This window comes from Asaia lannensis NBRC 102526, from assembly GCF_024054035.1.
GTDB lineage: Bacteria > Pseudomonadota > Alphaproteobacteria > Acetobacterales > Acetobacteraceae > Asaia > Asaia lannensis.
In genome coordinates this window covers 54,261-68,552 of record NZ_JAMXQU010000004.1, presented here as the reverse complement: position 1 = coordinate 68,552, position 14,292 = coordinate 54,261, and the positions used below count along the sequence as shown (strand labels likewise).

Below are 14,292 nucleotides of genomic sequence, written 5' to 3'. Positions count from 1 at the left end.
GCAGGACGGCGTCAATCTTCGTCCCGTCGAGCCTCTCAGGACACAGGGGCCGCCCCCATACCAAACCATTGTGTCAGAGCCTGCTGGCACCCTGCACGGTCATATCTCTCGCCCTGCCATGCCAGGCAGCCATCGGGCCGGATCAAGGCCAGAGAATTCTCGGTCCATCCCGCAGCGATCACTCGCTCGGGCATTGAGACAGGAGGAGGCGCTTCTCCCGCAGGATGGAGAAGTACCGCCGCACCGTCCTGCATCAGAGAATAAAGACGGTGCCCATCGGCAAGGATCCGGTCTGCCACCAGCGCACCTGTTTGCGTATCGTCGCAGCGCTTTCCTTCGAGATCGTAGCGTATCGCAAATCCCTTCATCTCTGCGCTAAGCCGGGCCCCGGCAGAGGATTCAGTGAGCATATCCACCATCAGGCGCCGCAGTGCACGCGACTGCGTATCAGGCCGCATGAGGGCCATCTGCGCCTGTGTATTGGCCAGCACAGCTTCAGCTACGGGCCGCCGCTCAGCCGTATAGCTATCCAGAAGCGTCTGAGGCGCCCGCCCGGACAGGACAGCACCGAGTTTCCACCCCAGATTGGCCGCATCGCACAGGCCGAGCCCCAGCCCCTGCCCGCCGAAAGGCGCATGGATATGTGCGGCATCGCCTGCAAGAAACAGATTGCCCTTGCGGTAGGTGTCCACGAGGCGCGTATGATCGGTCCAACATCGTCCCCCGTGATAGTCTTTCAGGACAATCGGGCGGCCGCATACGCGTGCGAGCGCCTGCTCGACCTGCGTCCGGTCGGGAACAGCCTGTGCCTCAGCCGGTGGTCCCGAAAAATCTACCAGAAACAGGCGATCCGGTATGGGCCCGTAGGCCAGCACACCACCGGGCTGCATCTGCCAGCCGGATTGCGGCACGTCTTGTGCGTGCTCGAATGTCGCAAAAACCTGATAAAATCCCAGACTGGGCGGCGTACCGGGAAAGGCAAAACCTCCCCGTTTGCGCAGAAAGCTGCGTCCACCATCGCATCCCACGACATAACGGCATGAGAGTTTACGGCACCGCGTGTCGCTTTGATCCGGCTCATGGAACAGGTCGAGCATCACGCCATCCTGCCGGTGCTCTATCCCCGTCACGCGGCAGCCACGCCAGAATGGAATGTCTCTGCGTACGATGTCGGCAAGGAGCATCTGCTGAAGAAAACGCTGATCGATGAACCTTGTGGGACGCAGATCGTCGACCTCCTGCGCAGGCAGGGGAATACCGGCAAAATGACCGGAAAAACGTTTTACCCCTGTCAGCGGCCTTGCCCATCCGCCCCCGGCGCTTGATGCCGATGAACGCGTCATGGCGATGGTTCGCGCCTCCATGGCGTCGAGTTCAGCACCGAACCCGCGTCTCATCAGGGCCTCTGCCCCCAGAGGGCCGACAGACAGGGCTTTCTGAACATCTTCAGGTTCCCGATCTGCTTCCAGCAGGAGACAGGATGTGCCGGTCAGGGAAAGCTCGATGGCAAGCAACATGCCCACGGGCCCCGCGCCGATAATCGCCACATCAACATATGTCATAGACCGAATCCATAATTGTACCCGGTATAGTTTTCTGTTAGTGTCAGGTCATGTCAACACCCGATGATCGTCACAGCCGCAGACGCCTTGCCACCAGACAGCGTATTTCCAATATCGCGACGGCACTCTTTGCCGAGAAAGGCTTCGATGCGGTCACGATCGATGCCGTTGCCGAAGCGGCAGATGTCGGGCGCATGACGGTGTTCAATCATTTTGCACGCAAGGAAGATCTGTTTTTCGATCGCGAGCCTGCGTTACGCCAGATGCTGCGCGAGACCCTTGCAGGCTATACCTCGCCTCATCCGCTCGAAGCCCTGCGCCAGCTGGCTCATCGTCTCATTGCCGAAGAGGCTCCTTTTCTGCGTTTTTCGTCGCAAACGCTGGAATTCGCCCGGACACTGGCCGCAAGCGAGACACTCAAATCCCGGGCACGCGCCTTTCGGGACGAGATGGCGGAAGACATACGTCTCGGCCTGATCGACGCTCTCGACCGCGCGCCCACCGATCCTGCCCCGGCACTGGCCGCATCGCTGATCGTTGCCGGATGGGCAACGGCCTATAGCGAGGCGCTGAAAGCCTTTGCGCGCGACAAAAACAGCAAGAGCGCACAGTTATTATTCCTGTCTCTGGTCGATACCAGCACGGCAGCCGCGCTCTATATCCTGCGTTAGAGCTGCCTGGCTTGAACCATATCGCGCGTCAGCCCCGAATTTCTTTTTGCGCAACGCCGCGAATGGCCGGGTCATGATCCTTTTCCGTGCTGTGTCTTTCACCGAAACTTCACCCAACACACAGGGCGGAGCGATTATCCCTGCGTGATTGTCATTGGCCGCATGACGGTCGATCCAACGCCAGAACGAGAGTGTTCCCATGCTCATACCCAGACGCAGATTTTTACGCTCCGCCGCCCTGACCGGCCTCGCTGCCGGGACCATCGGCTTTTCGGATCGCGCCCTTGCGCTGGCGCCGCAACGCCCCGCCATGCTGACCCATGACGCCTTTACCTTTATCTTCCTCACCGACACCCATATCCAGCCGGAGCTGAACGCGTCCAAAGGATGTCTCGACTGTTTCAGGCAGGCGCGTGCGGCAAACGCCGATTTCACGATCCAGGGTGGCGATCATGTTTTCGATGCTCTGGGTGTGCCGAAATCACGCGCGCTTACCCTGATGGACCTGTACAAGCAGACGGCCGATACACTGGGTCACGATGTCCATAACACGATGGGCAATCACGATGTCATGGGGGTGTATACCAAAAGCGGCATCGCGCCGAGCGATCCGCTCTATGGCAAGAAATACTACACCGATAATTTCGGCGCGCCCTATTACTCCTTCACCCATAAGGGCGTGCATTTCGTCGTGCTGGACTCGATCGGCATCACACCGGACCGCTCCTATGAGGGTTATGTCGACCCGGAACAGATCGCCTGGCTGTCACGTGATCTGGCTGCGATGCCCGTCGGCATGCCCGTGATCGTTTCCACCCATATTCCGCTCGTCACTGCGGTCGAGGATTACGCTCCCCCGCCGGGCAAGGCGCCCGCTCACCAGGGCACACGCGTCAAGAACGCCTGGCAGGTTCTGGAGCTTTTCGACCATTACAATGTGATCGGTGTTTTTCAGGGCCATACCCATGTGCTCGAAACGGTCACATGGCATGGTGTGCCCTATATCACGGGCGGGGCTGTCTCGGGCAACTGGTGGCATGGCACACGTCTGGGTACGCCCGAAGGCTACCTGACCGTCCGGGTCGAGCAGGGCCGGGTCGTTCCGGATTATGTCACCTACGGATTCAGATCGGTCGATCCTAAAAACACCTGAACCGACACATGGTAAACAGGCCGTAGCAGAACCGTATCCGACAAGTCGGGAACAGGGGCGATATCCTGACTGGACGCGCTCCCTGTGCCACGGTAAGGCCGGGAAATGCCATCTTTCCTTCCTGTCTCGCCTTCGGCCATACGCTGCGCTCCAGATCGCGCGCGCACGCCTGTACAGGACGGCTGATGCTGGTTCAGGAACTTCCCTGGCGTTCACCGGATGCCTTTATCGCCCGTTACGGCAACGAGCCGTGGTCCGTCCTGCTCGATAGCGGCGGACCGGTCAACGCCCGGTCGCGCTGGTCCTATTTCTGTTGTGCGCCGCGTCATACGCTTGTTTCCGACCATCCTGATGGATGGGCGGGCCTTGAAGCCCTTCGACCGGACCGGACCGCGACAGGATCTGTCCCCTTTGCGGGAGGGCTAATCGGTCTGGCGAGCTACGAGGCCGGTCTGGCGCTCGAGAACATCATTTCACGCCATAGCCCCTCTATCCCCGGTCTGAATGCAGCGCTTTACGACGGGGCCTTTGCTTTCGATCGCCCGAACAAGAAGCTTTACTGGGCAAGTTTTTGCGATGCGCCCATGCCGGTCGAGTTGCCCCGCTGTTCGGCGGCCTCCACTCCCATGCCTTCGCTCGATTTCGCACCCGATCTGGATCGTGAAGCGTATTGCGCAAGCGTGCGTGAAGTGGTTGCACGGATCGATGCAGGGGAACTGTTCCAGGCCAATCTGACCACACAGTTTCGGGCTTCTGTCGATCCGACCCTTGAAGCTGCGGCGATATATCGCAGCCTGCGACGCCACTCCCCAGCCCCGTTCGGTGCGCTGTTCACCCTGCCCGGTTTCGCCCTGCTCAGCGCCTCGGTCGAGCGTTTTCTCGAAATGGATGCTGACGGGCTTATCGAAACACGTCCTATCAAGGGAACAGCGCCCCTCGGGCAAAGCCCGGAGGAAAATACTGCCATCGCTGCGGCTCTGGCGTGCGACGACAAGGAATATGCCGAAAACCTGATGATCACCGATCTGATGCGCAACGATATCGGCCGCGTGGCACAAACTGGCTCGGTTACGGTGCCCGTTCTGTGCGAGGTCGAGCGCTTCGCCCATGTTCATCACCTCGTCTCGTCCGTGACAGGGCGGCTCGCGCATCATCTGTCAGCGCTGGATCTGCTGCGTGCGACGCTTCCCCCCGGCTCTGTCACTGGCGCACCCAAACATCAGGCGCTCAAGGTGATCGACCGCATCGAACGTTCGGCACGCGGGGCCTATTGCGGTACGCTGTTCCGCATCGGGGCGGATGGCGCACTGGATAGCAGCGTGATCATACGCAGCCTCGTCCTGAAATCGGGTGCGCTTACGCTTGGTGCAGGATGCGGCATCACCACTTTGTCGGACCCCGAGCGCGAATATGAAGAACTTTGCCTCAAGGCGGAGGCATTACGCAGGGTATTTCAGCCATGAACTTCGTCTGGCACAATGCCTCTCTGGTCGAAGCGGGATCGGTCCGGATCGACCCGACAGATCGCGGCTTTCTGCTGGGCGATGGCCTGTTCGAGACTATGAGGCTGGAAAAAGGCAGAATTCTGCGTCTAGAGGCCCATCTGCGCCGTCTGGCAGAAGGGGCATCGCTGCTGCAAATTCCGCTCCCTGATACCGACCTGCTTCGTCACGCCCTTCATGAGGTCAGTTCGGCCAATGGGGCCATGCAGGCCGCTCTGCGCCTGACGCTCACACGCGGCGTCGGACCACGGGGGCTTCTTCCCCCCGCCATGCCGGAAACGACCCTGCTGATTACCCAAGCGGCTTTACCTGCACCATCCGGACCTTGCCGCCTGCACTTTAGTCGGTACCGTCGCGACGGGGCCTCGCCGCTCAGCCGCATCAAGCACCTCAACTACCTGCCCCAGATTCTCGCCCGTATGGAGGCGGACAAGGCAGGATATGACGATGCTCTACTGATGTCTGCCGATGGCTGTCATATCGCCGAAGCCAGCGCCGCGACCCTGATCGTATCGGATGGTGAAACCCTGCTGACCCCTCCGCTCGATGACGGCGCTCTGGCAGGAACGGCGCGCGCGGCTTTGCTCGAAAGCGGGTGGGGCATCGAGCGTCGTCTGACGCCGGACGATCTTCGCAATGCGCAGGCAGCCTGGCTCATCAACAGCCTGTCAGTCCGAGCGATAAGCCGGATCGGCGCACACCCCCTGCCCCAGGATGCGCAATGTCAGGCTCGTATCGAGGGGCTGCTGTTCTGCGCACCCGATTAAAGACATTCAGGCTCGCCTGAAACAGGCACGAAGGAGGACAAGCCTTTTCATGTGCTATCCCCTCAGAGAACGGGACCGATCATGGCCAATGTATTGTTCCAGAGCTGCCTGTACCACGGCCAGGCGCGCACCTCTTCAAGCGTGACCTCAACAGCTGCGTCGAGATAACTCTGCTGCCGCTCCCTGATCGCACGGGTAAATTCCTCATCCGCGAGCAGGATGTTGTTTTCAAAATTGAGGTCGAAACTGCGTCTGTCCAGATTGGCCGAGCCAATCATGGTCATACGTCCATCGAGCGTCAGTGCCTTGGTATGAAGCAGGCCGAGCGGATATTCGAACAGACGAACGCCTGCCTCGAGAAGTTCGCGGTAATAGCTGCGGCTGGCCCCTGCAACGATCCATGAATCGTTGCGCGTCGGTACGGTCATGGTGACCTTGACGCCGCGCCGTGCCGCGGCACACAGAGCTGCCTGTATCGGCTCGTCAGGCACATAATAGGGGGTCGTGATCGTCAGTTCGCGCGCCGACGCATTCATCAGCGACGTGAAGACTTCGGGCATTGCCGCATAACGTAGTGCGGCACTCGTCCCGATCACCTGCGCCACGAAGCCTTCGCCCTCGATTACGGGAGCGGAAGCCAGAAGCGGACCGAGATCCTCATCGGTATGTGCCATCCAGTCCGTGGCAAAAAGGTGCTGGTTCTGCAGAACCACAGGCCCCTCGAAACGGGCCATGAGATCGACCCAGGGCGCAAAGCGTGCCTTGACCCGGAATTCCGGGTCGGCGCAGTTCTGGCTGCCGCAATAGGTCAGACGGTTATCGATCACCACAATCTTGCGATGGTTACGCATGTCCATGCGACCGTGCAGCGGCCATGTGACGATATTGCCCATCGGCATGGCACGCACCAGATGCACGCCAGCAGCCTTCATGCACCCCCATGCTGCGTTATGGATCAGACGCCGCGATCCGAGATCGTCTGCCATGACACGACACGTCACGCCCCGTTCGGCTGCACGGCAAAGAGCGTCGATGATCATGGTGCCGTTATGATCGGTCAGCCAGATGTAGAAACAGATATGCACATGGTCCTGCGCTGCATCGATATCGCGCGCGATCGCCTCGATGGCAGCGTTCGAATCCTTCATCAGCTGCGCTTTGTTTCCCCCTTCGGGCGGATAGCCACTGGCCGATTGTCCAACCCTGAACAGGGGCGCAAGACGGGGAGGAAGATGATATTTCTGCTCTGCATCGACCAGATCCTCGCCGGTTTTACCCGGGATACGCAGGATCCTGCGCGCCTCATTGATACGGCTGACAAGCCGGCTGCCCATATTCGTCTCGCCCAGGGCAAGATAGGCCAGCGTTCCCAGAACGGGCAGCGCCGCGATAATGGCAACCCAGGCCACGCGCGAGGCGGGCTGACGATGGGGCCGCAGCAAAGCCCGCCCGATGAAGACCAGCTGAACGCTGAAGGTCAGTACGGCACCGGATAGACGCCAGCCGGTCATTTCCATCGAAGATATTCCAGATTAGTGCAGCGTTGACAGAGCATGGAGGCCAGAACACAGACGCAGGGTCGATATAATTTCGATCCACCCGAAAAACACAGATCGCTGCGCTCTCGATCGAGTGGTGCATCTCTCAAGACAGGGGCGAGGGCATCCTTGGACGGGTTACCCGCAGGTAGAATCAGCGGGCTGATGCGCCTTTACTGCGCTGCGAGCTTTTCAGTCTTGTCCGGCAGAAGCCTGAAGCGCAGGCGCATGACCGAGGCCCCCACATGCGCGCCCTTGATCGACATCCGCAGATCGAGCTTCACGCCGTACTGGTTCTCAAGCACCGCCGCTCCCACGCCTGAACCGACTGCGGCATCTGCCTTGACGGTCCAGTAAGTGCCGTCGAACTGGTCGAGGCGCGTCAGGTCTTTCACCACACCGGTGCCCTTGACCGAAATATAGCCGATCGAGGCGATGCCGCCCCCACCGATCTCGAAAGCATAGTCCCTGCCATTATGGTGCAGAACACCCTTGCCCCACTCATAGCCAAGACCGCCCCCGACTTCCTGAAGGGTGAAGCTGATCGCGGAATCCTCAACAGGCTGGGCAGCCCCGCCAGTGCTCTTCCCCTGCGGCGATGTGGCCGACGCCGCAGAATTCTGCGGCGTGATCGGGGTACTGTTTCCCGGAAGAGCGTAAGCGGGAAGGCTTAGCGCACAAAGCGGAACGGAGGCTGCAAGAGCCGCAAGTAAACGTGGGGTCAAGACCTTCGCCTCCTTCTTGTTCGACCGGGCTTGCTGTTCAGACGCTACAGCCCTGCAACGGTTGCCTTAACCCGATCCTAATGAACCGCGCTCATTCTGACCATCTCATTGGACAGTGTTGCCGTGCACATCTCCGCGTGGCCGAAGGAACCCGTCTCATGCCACTTTTTTCACGTCAAAGCGACAGACATGAAAAGACATTTTAAGGAGAGCCTAGGGAAACGTTGTTCACGATCCAGAGTTATCAGCGCCGAACCCTCGTCATGGAAACCGCCGAACGTGCCAAGCACCCAACAGAACACGTCGACGACGCGCCGCTGTCCACGTGCCGCATTTAGGCCCGTTCTGGCCCTATCGCTGCTGTTGCTCAGCGGATGTCAGGCCGAGCATATATCGTTTCTCGATCCGGCCGGCCCCATTGCCTCACTGCAGCGCCACTGGTTCTATCTCCTGACGGCAGGGCTGGTTTTCGTTATCCTGCCCGTCCTGATCGGCGTGCCATTCTGTCTGTGGCACTATCGGGCCAGCAACAGACGCGCCACGTTCCGGCCCGACTGGGATTTCGCGCTTCCACTCGAGTTTCTCGTCTGGGGCTTTCCTGCAATTGTCGTCATTGCTTTCTCGCTCCTCGTCTGGGGTCCCGAGCGTCGATACAGCCCGGACAGGCCGATCGGCGATGCGCCTCCGCTCGCGATCGATGTCGTTGCCCTGAACTGGAAATGGCTCTTCGTCTATCCCGATGCCCATGTGGCCAGTCTGGATCATCTGGTGCTCCCCCAGGGCCGTGAGGTCGTGTTCCATCTGACCTCAGACGCCACGATGCAGTCTTTTCTGATCCCGTCTCTCGGCAGTCAGATTTATGCCATGGCAGGCATGGTGACACGTCTGCATTTGCTGGCTGATCGCACGGGGCGCTATCTGGGCGAGAACACACAATTCAACGGGATGGGATTTCAGGATCAGAAATTCCCTGTCGACGTGGTGCCAGCCGATCAGTTCGACAGGTTTCTCACCCAGGCTACTGCCAGCACGCTCCATCTCGATGAGCAGACCTACAGCCGGATACGTAAGCAGGAAATCGGCAGAAAGACCGCGCAGACGCTTCTGAACGATCCCAACGCCACGATGGTCAGTTTCTCATCCGTTCCCGACCATTTCTTTCATGACATCGTGCAACGCTACGATGCCTCGATGCCTCGCAATCCTGGCTGATCAAGCCTCAAACGCGCGCTGCCTGCGCCACGCCAAAGACCGGAGATCAGCCCTTGCGTCACTTTCTGTTCGGCGAGCTCGGCTATAATGCCCTGCCCTTCTATAGTGCGATTGCGACCGTCGCCGCATCGGTCGTCGTGCTCGGGGCTGTCGCCGTGGTGGTATTTATCACGTGGCTCAAGGGCTGGAAGTCGCTCTGGACAGACTGGCTGACAAGTGTCGACCACAAGCGTATCGGCATCATGTATGTGGTCGTGTCTCTCGTGATGCTGGCACGCGCCGTGGTCGAAGCCATGGTCATGCGCTCGCAGCAAGCCGTTGCCTATAACAACCCGGGCTTCATCCCACCCGAGCATTTCGCGCAGCTGTTCACGACCCATGGCACAATCATGATTTTCTTCATGGCCATGCCTTTCCTGATCGGTATCTATAATTTTGCCATGCCGCTCCAGATCGGTGCGCGCGATGTGTCTTTTCCTACCATGAACTCGATCAGTCTGGGCCTTACCAGTGCGGGTGCCGTGCTGATGATGATCTCGCTCTGCATCGGCAAATTCTCGACCGGTGGCTGGACAGGATATCCCCCCTATACCGAGCTCTCCTTCAGCCCCGGCGTGGGGGTCGATTACTGGATCTGGGCCCTTACCCTCAGTTCACTCGGCAATACCATGACCGGCATCAATTTTGCCGTGACGATCTACAAGAAGCGCGCACCGGGCATGACGCTGTTTCGCATGCCGCTTTTTGCATGGACGGCATTATGCATCTCGATCCTGATGATTTTCGCCATGCCGCCACTGACGATCGCCACACTCATGCTGGCCATGGACCGCTATCTCGACATGCATTTCTTCACGAACGAGCTGGGCGGCAACATGATGAATTACATCAACATGTTCTGGCTGTTCGGTCATCCTGAAGTCTATATCCTCATTCTTCCGGCGTTCGGCGTCTATTCGGAAACCATCGCGACTTTTTCGAACAAGAAACTTTACGGCTATACGTCTCTGGTCTGGGCTACGATCTCTATCGCCGTGCTGTCCTTTACCGTCTGGCTCCATCATTTTTTCACCATGGGGCAGGATGGCAACGTGAACGCCGTGTTCGGCATCGCCACCATGCTGATTGCCATTCCCACCGGGGTAAAAGTCTATGACTGGCTCCTGACCATGGTGCGTGGGCGTATCCGGCTCGGCGTTCCCATGCTCTATGCCTGTGCCTTTATGGTCCTGTTCGTTGTCGGCGGTGCAACGGGCGTGATGCTGGCCAATCCCGGCTTCGACTATCAGGTTCACAACACCCTCTTCCTCGTTGCGCATTTTCATAACATGCTCATCCCCGGCCTGCTTTTCGGTATGTTGAGCGCCTATCACTACTGGTTTCCCAAGGCGTTCGGCTTTCGCCTGCATGAAGGCTGGGGACGTATCGTTTTCGGCTGCTGGGTCAGCGGATTTATTCTTGCCTTCATGCCGCTCTATATCGTTGGCGCGCTGGGCATGCCTCGGCGCAGCCAGGAATTCTTCGAAGCCGTTTATCGCCCCTATCTCTGGGTAGCCCTGTGCGGCGCCCTCCTCGTGCTTTGCGCCCTTGCTGGCATGGTCGTTCAGCTCTGGACGAGCATCCGCGATCGCAGGATACTTTCTGTTTTCGCCGGCGACCCCTGGAATGGACGGACGCTCGAATGGTCCGTTTCCGCACCGCCGCCCGAATATAATTTTGCCCTCATCCCGCAGATCGACAGTGTCGATGCCTTTCACGAGGCCAAGAAACACCGTAGCGCCTGGAGAGCCCCGGACCATTATTTTGATATCGAGCTGCCCTCGAATACCCCTGTCGGTTTTATCTGCTGCGTTGCAAGCGGCGTATTCGGTTTCGCCCTGACATGGCATATCTGGTGGGCTGTTGTCCTGGGGGCTGGAGTCTTCTTCGGCGCGATCATACTCCGCAGTTTCAACCGCGATACGGTTCATATCATACCGGCATCAGAGGTGCGGGAAACGGAGGAACGTTGGCTGCTCACGCTGCGTGAAACACCGGCGATCAGCAACGACGCCATGTTTACAACGGCCAATCGCGGCCTGGTCAGGGAGCCCGTCTGATGGCGCAGGCTATACAAGGCAAAGGCCCGAGCCATATCGGCATTCGCCTGAGCCATTCCGCGCCGGAATCGCGCAAGGAAGCGGCACGAGCGCAAGCCGAAGAGGCGCTTTTCGGCTTCTGGGTCTTTCTGATGAGCGATCTCATCATATTCTCTATGCTGTTTGCGACCTATGCGACCATGGGTCACTCCCTTGCCGGTGGCCCCGGGCCAAAGACGCTGTTCGATCTTTCATCCGCAGCATGGGAAACGGTGGCTCTGCTACTGAGTAGCTTTACCTGTGGGCTGGCAACGCTGGCTATGCGCTACGACCGCTCGACGGCAAAAACGCTCTTCTGGTTTGCCGTGACACTCATGCTCGGCTTGGTCTTTCTGTCACTGGAACTGCACGATTTCATGAGCATGGCCAGCAAGGGCGGCGTACCGTCACGTTCGGGCTGGCTTTCGGCAAGCTGGGCCCTGATTGGCACCCATGGGCTGCACGTGACCACTGGCTGCATCTGGATGCTTGTCATGTTTGCTCAGGTCGCGAAATTCGGGCTGGACCCTCTGGTGCAGACGCGCTTCATGCGTCTCGCTCTGTTCTGGCATTTTCTCGATATCATCTGGATCGGGATTTTCTCGGTCGTCTATCTGCCGGGAGTTCTGTCATGAGCGAAAACCATGCAGAAGAACGCCGGCAGGAACTGCACGGCTACATCATCGGTCTCGTGCTGGCTCTGGTGCTTTCCGCCATACCATTTGCCGGGGTGATGTTCGGCTTGCTGCCGCGCAACGGGCTGATATGGGTCATTGCCCTTATGGGCCTCGGGCAGGTCGTCGTACATTTCAGGTTCTTCCTGCATATCGACCTGTCACGCTCTCATCGCGACGATCTGCAGCTTATCCTGTTCTCGCTACTGATCGTCGTGCTGATGGTGGGCGGCACACTCTGGGTGCTCGGCAACCAGCGTCATATGATGGGTTAGGCTTTGGCAGGTCTTGCCGGCCTTTCGCAATACGGGCCACCCGCAAGGATACATACCGACAAGGTGGCCGGATCTGTATGGGCAGGCTGATCGATCGAAAGTGTGGCATGGCCTGTGGTCCAACGGCACGTGCCCGCCTCTTCCATGGCATTCCAGCCGGCCTGGGTCTGTGCATCGAGATGCGTGCGCACGACATGCATCGACTCAGGGCGATAGAGGGCGATATCGCCCACCAGCACACCGAGATCGCGACGATCGTCAACAAAAGCCCCCTCGACATCGACCGGACGCGTGCTGCGTGAAACGAGCCTGAGCTGCTTCGTACCCGAAGGGAGCGAGAAGATCACCTGATTGCCTACACGTCTTTTCTCATCGATACGCTGGCCGTCGTCGGTTACGAGATAAAGTCCGTGATCTGTTTCCAGAACGGGGGGCTCCGCCCGTGACCCATCATGGTCGCAGCGTCCGAAAATCATGGCATGAATCGGTTCGACAAATGCGCGGTCGCCCCGCAAAGGCGCAGCTCCATGCTCGCCCCAGCTGCGGAAGCGCGGTCGACCGGTTTGCGCACACCGGGCAAATGCCGTCCGTGTATCGAGATAGCTCTCGGTCAGGACATTATTGGCGCATATGATACCGTGAGCGTCGAGCTCGACATGATAATAATCATAAGCTCCGTAATCGTGCTCGTAGCGGACAGAGTGACCGTTAACGAGCATACGCACGGGAATAAACCCGCCATCGAAATAAAAACAGTGTTCAGCCGTGACGAGCAGATCGCGATCCGGCTTGTTATCGCCAAAAGCATGCGCCAGCACCCTGACAGGATGCCCGGCAAGATCGTCCCGACGCAGATTGACCGCAGCAGTCCGCTCGGACGTTACACGACGGATTTTTTCGCAACAGGGTTCAGTGTCGCGATAGACTGTAATTTCGTCTCCCGCTTTCAGGGTTTCGACAGGGCGTGCACCGTGCGGCGTCATGATCATGGCGCCAGCAAGAAAACACGTTGTTGCCGTTCCGCCATAGATCGAAAGCTGACCGCCGGACGTGACGGCCGGATCCTTTATCGTTGCCCCGCTGCTGATGACCATAGGGGCACCCTGCGAGACCTGAGGGTTGATGATGACGGATCCGCTCAGGGCAGTCACTGGGTCCACGCCATAGCCGCTGTTGAGGAAGATATCGTTCACCGAGCTTGCGCCGGCACTGTAATTGATCGGGTTCGAGTTGAAGAGATTCCCGCTCGTGATGCCGCCCCCGTTCACATACACATAGCCGTTTACAGCCTGCGAATTGATCAGGGTTCCGCCATTGAGCACTGAGACGGTCGGCGTGCCTCCCAAGGCCTGAAAACCGGAGACTGTGGCACCACTCGCGATATAGAGCATTCCCGCACTCAGGCACAGAGGCGCCTGCACGGAACTCGTGCCGGCGGCATTCACATAAACTGTCTTCCCCCCACTGAGCACGGCAGACCATACACCGGTCACGGTCGTGACGCCGGTCGTCGGCAGCACAGGGGCCGAACCGACGGGGGTTCCAACCACAGTGCTGATAAAGGCCGAGCCACCCAGCTTGATATCGAGGTCGTTTACCACCGATCCCGCATTGAACGTGACCACGCCACCGGCAGAGACGGTCACGCCATTGATCGTCGCACCGGAGTAAACAAGCATCGGTCCGCCCGATAGCGTTGTGGCATTCGACACCACTGAGCCCGCGCTGAAAAAGGCCGTATCGACCCCGTAGCCGGAATCGGCATAAAACGTGTCGCCTACGGAGTGTGCCCCGCTGAAATAATAGACGGGATCGGAGCTGAAATGATTCCCGCTCGTGGTTGCACCCTGCAAAGCCGAAACATAGCCGTTCACAATGGTTGAGCTAAGAAGCGTTCCGCCGGATGACACGACGACATTGGGTATATTGTTCGAATTGACGACCCCCGAGGCCGTGGCGCCGCTCATCACGAAGAGGGTCGCACCACCTATGAGTTGCACAGGTCCTTCGGCGACCGTCGCACCGCTTTTATAGACCGTTTGTCCCGTGTTCGTGACGACAGCCGACCATGTCCCAGTGATGTTCGTAACCAATTT

12 protein-coding genes are annotated in these 14,292 nt (G+C 59.0%); 8 read left to right on the top strand and 4 right to left on the bottom strand.

Translation table 11 applies throughout. From position 1 onward, the window contains the following. Nucleotides 1–35 precede the first annotated feature (35 nt). Entirely contained in the window at nt 36–1,562 is a 1,527-nt protein-coding gene (locus tag NF685_RS07090) for an FAD-dependent monooxygenase (RefSeq protein WP_252849126.1), read from the bottom strand. Between the two features lie 50 nt (nt 1,563–1,612). Between NF685_RS07090 and NF685_RS07085 the strand changes: the two genes are divergently transcribed. From NF685_RS07085 to NF685_RS07070, 4 genes are all read left to right on the top strand, one after another. Then, complete coding sequence (locus tag NF685_RS07085) at nt 1,613–2,233, top strand: TetR/AcrR family transcriptional regulator (protein ID WP_252849125.1); 621 nt, start codon at nt 1,613–1,615, stop codon at nt 2,231–2,233. A 199-nt stretch (nt 2,234–2,432) separates the two neighbouring features. Beyond that, nucleotides 2,433–3,386, top strand: coding sequence for a metallophosphoesterase family protein (locus NF685_RS07080; protein WP_252849124.1), 954 nt, complete (start codon nt 2,433–2,435; stop codon nt 3,384–3,386). A 185-nt stretch (nt 3,387–3,571) separates the two neighbouring features. Continuing rightward, nucleotides 3,572–4,849: an anthranilate synthase component I family protein gene (locus NF685_RS07075; protein ID WP_373317791.1), complete on the top strand. Its 1,278-nt coding sequence runs from the start codon at nt 3,572–3,574 to the stop codon at nt 4,847–4,849. Beyond that, nucleotides 4,846–5,655 carry an aminotransferase class IV gene (locus NF685_RS07070; RefSeq protein ID WP_252849123.1) on the top strand — a complete coding sequence of 270 codons (810 nt, stop codon included), beginning with the start codon at nt 4,846–4,848 and terminating at the stop codon, nt 5,653–5,655. Before NF685_RS07075 ends, NF685_RS07070 begins: the two co-directional genes overlap by 4 nt. Nucleotides 5,656–5,717: 62 nt before the next feature. Here the strand turns inward: NF685_RS07070 and cls are convergent, their stop codons facing one another. Next, nucleotides 5,718–7,172, bottom strand: coding sequence for a cardiolipin synthase (gene cls / locus NF685_RS07065; protein WP_252849122.1), 1,455 nt, complete (start codon nt 7,170–7,172; stop codon nt 5,718–5,720). 194 nt (nt 7,173–7,366) lie between these two features. Further along, nucleotides 7,367–7,918: a hypothetical protein gene (locus tag NF685_RS07060; protein ID WP_252849121.1), complete on the bottom strand. Its 552-nt coding sequence runs from the start codon at nt 7,916–7,918 to the stop codon at nt 7,367–7,369. Between the two features lie 279 nt (nt 7,919–8,197). Here NF685_RS07060 and NF685_RS07055 point away from each other — a divergent pair, with 279 nt between their 5' ends. The 4 genes from NF685_RS07055 to cyoD all read left to right on the top strand — a co-directional run bounded on the left by NF685_RS07055 (nt 8,198) and on the right by cyoD (nt 12,196). After that, nucleotides 8,198–9,130, top strand: coding sequence for a cytochrome c oxidase subunit II (locus NF685_RS07055; protein WP_252849120.1), 933 nt, complete (start codon nt 8,198–8,200; stop codon nt 9,128–9,130). A gap of 65 nt (nt 9,131–9,195) precedes the next feature. After that, nucleotides 9,196–11,229 (top strand): cbb3-type cytochrome c oxidase subunit I, encoded by a 2,034-nt coding sequence (locus NF685_RS07050; protein ID WP_373317796.1) that lies wholly within the window; start codon nt 9,196–9,198, stop codon nt 11,227–11,229. Next, nucleotides 11,229–11,882, top strand: a complete 654-nt coding sequence (locus NF685_RS07045) for a cytochrome c oxidase subunit 3 (RefSeq protein WP_252849118.1) — start codon at nt 11,229–11,231, stop codon at nt 11,880–11,882. The genes NF685_RS07050 and NF685_RS07045 overlap by 1 nt, the downstream gene beginning before the upstream one ends. Next, nucleotides 11,879–12,196 (top strand): cytochrome o ubiquinol oxidase subunit IV, encoded by a 318-nt coding sequence (cyoD, locus tag NF685_RS07040; RefSeq protein WP_252849117.1) that lies wholly within the window; start codon nt 11,879–11,881, stop codon nt 12,194–12,196. The genes NF685_RS07045 and cyoD overlap by 4 nt, the downstream gene beginning before the upstream one ends. On the opposite strand, the gene NF685_RS07035 is transcribed toward cyoD, so the two are convergent. Next, nucleotides 12,193–14,289, bottom strand: a complete 2,097-nt coding sequence (locus NF685_RS07035; RefSeq protein ID WP_252849116.1) for a Hint domain-containing protein — start codon at nt 14,287–14,289, stop codon at nt 12,193–12,195. The two genes, cyoD and NF685_RS07035, sit on opposite strands and share 4 nt — an antisense overlap. Between the last annotated feature and the right edge of the window lie 3 nt (nt 14,290–14,292).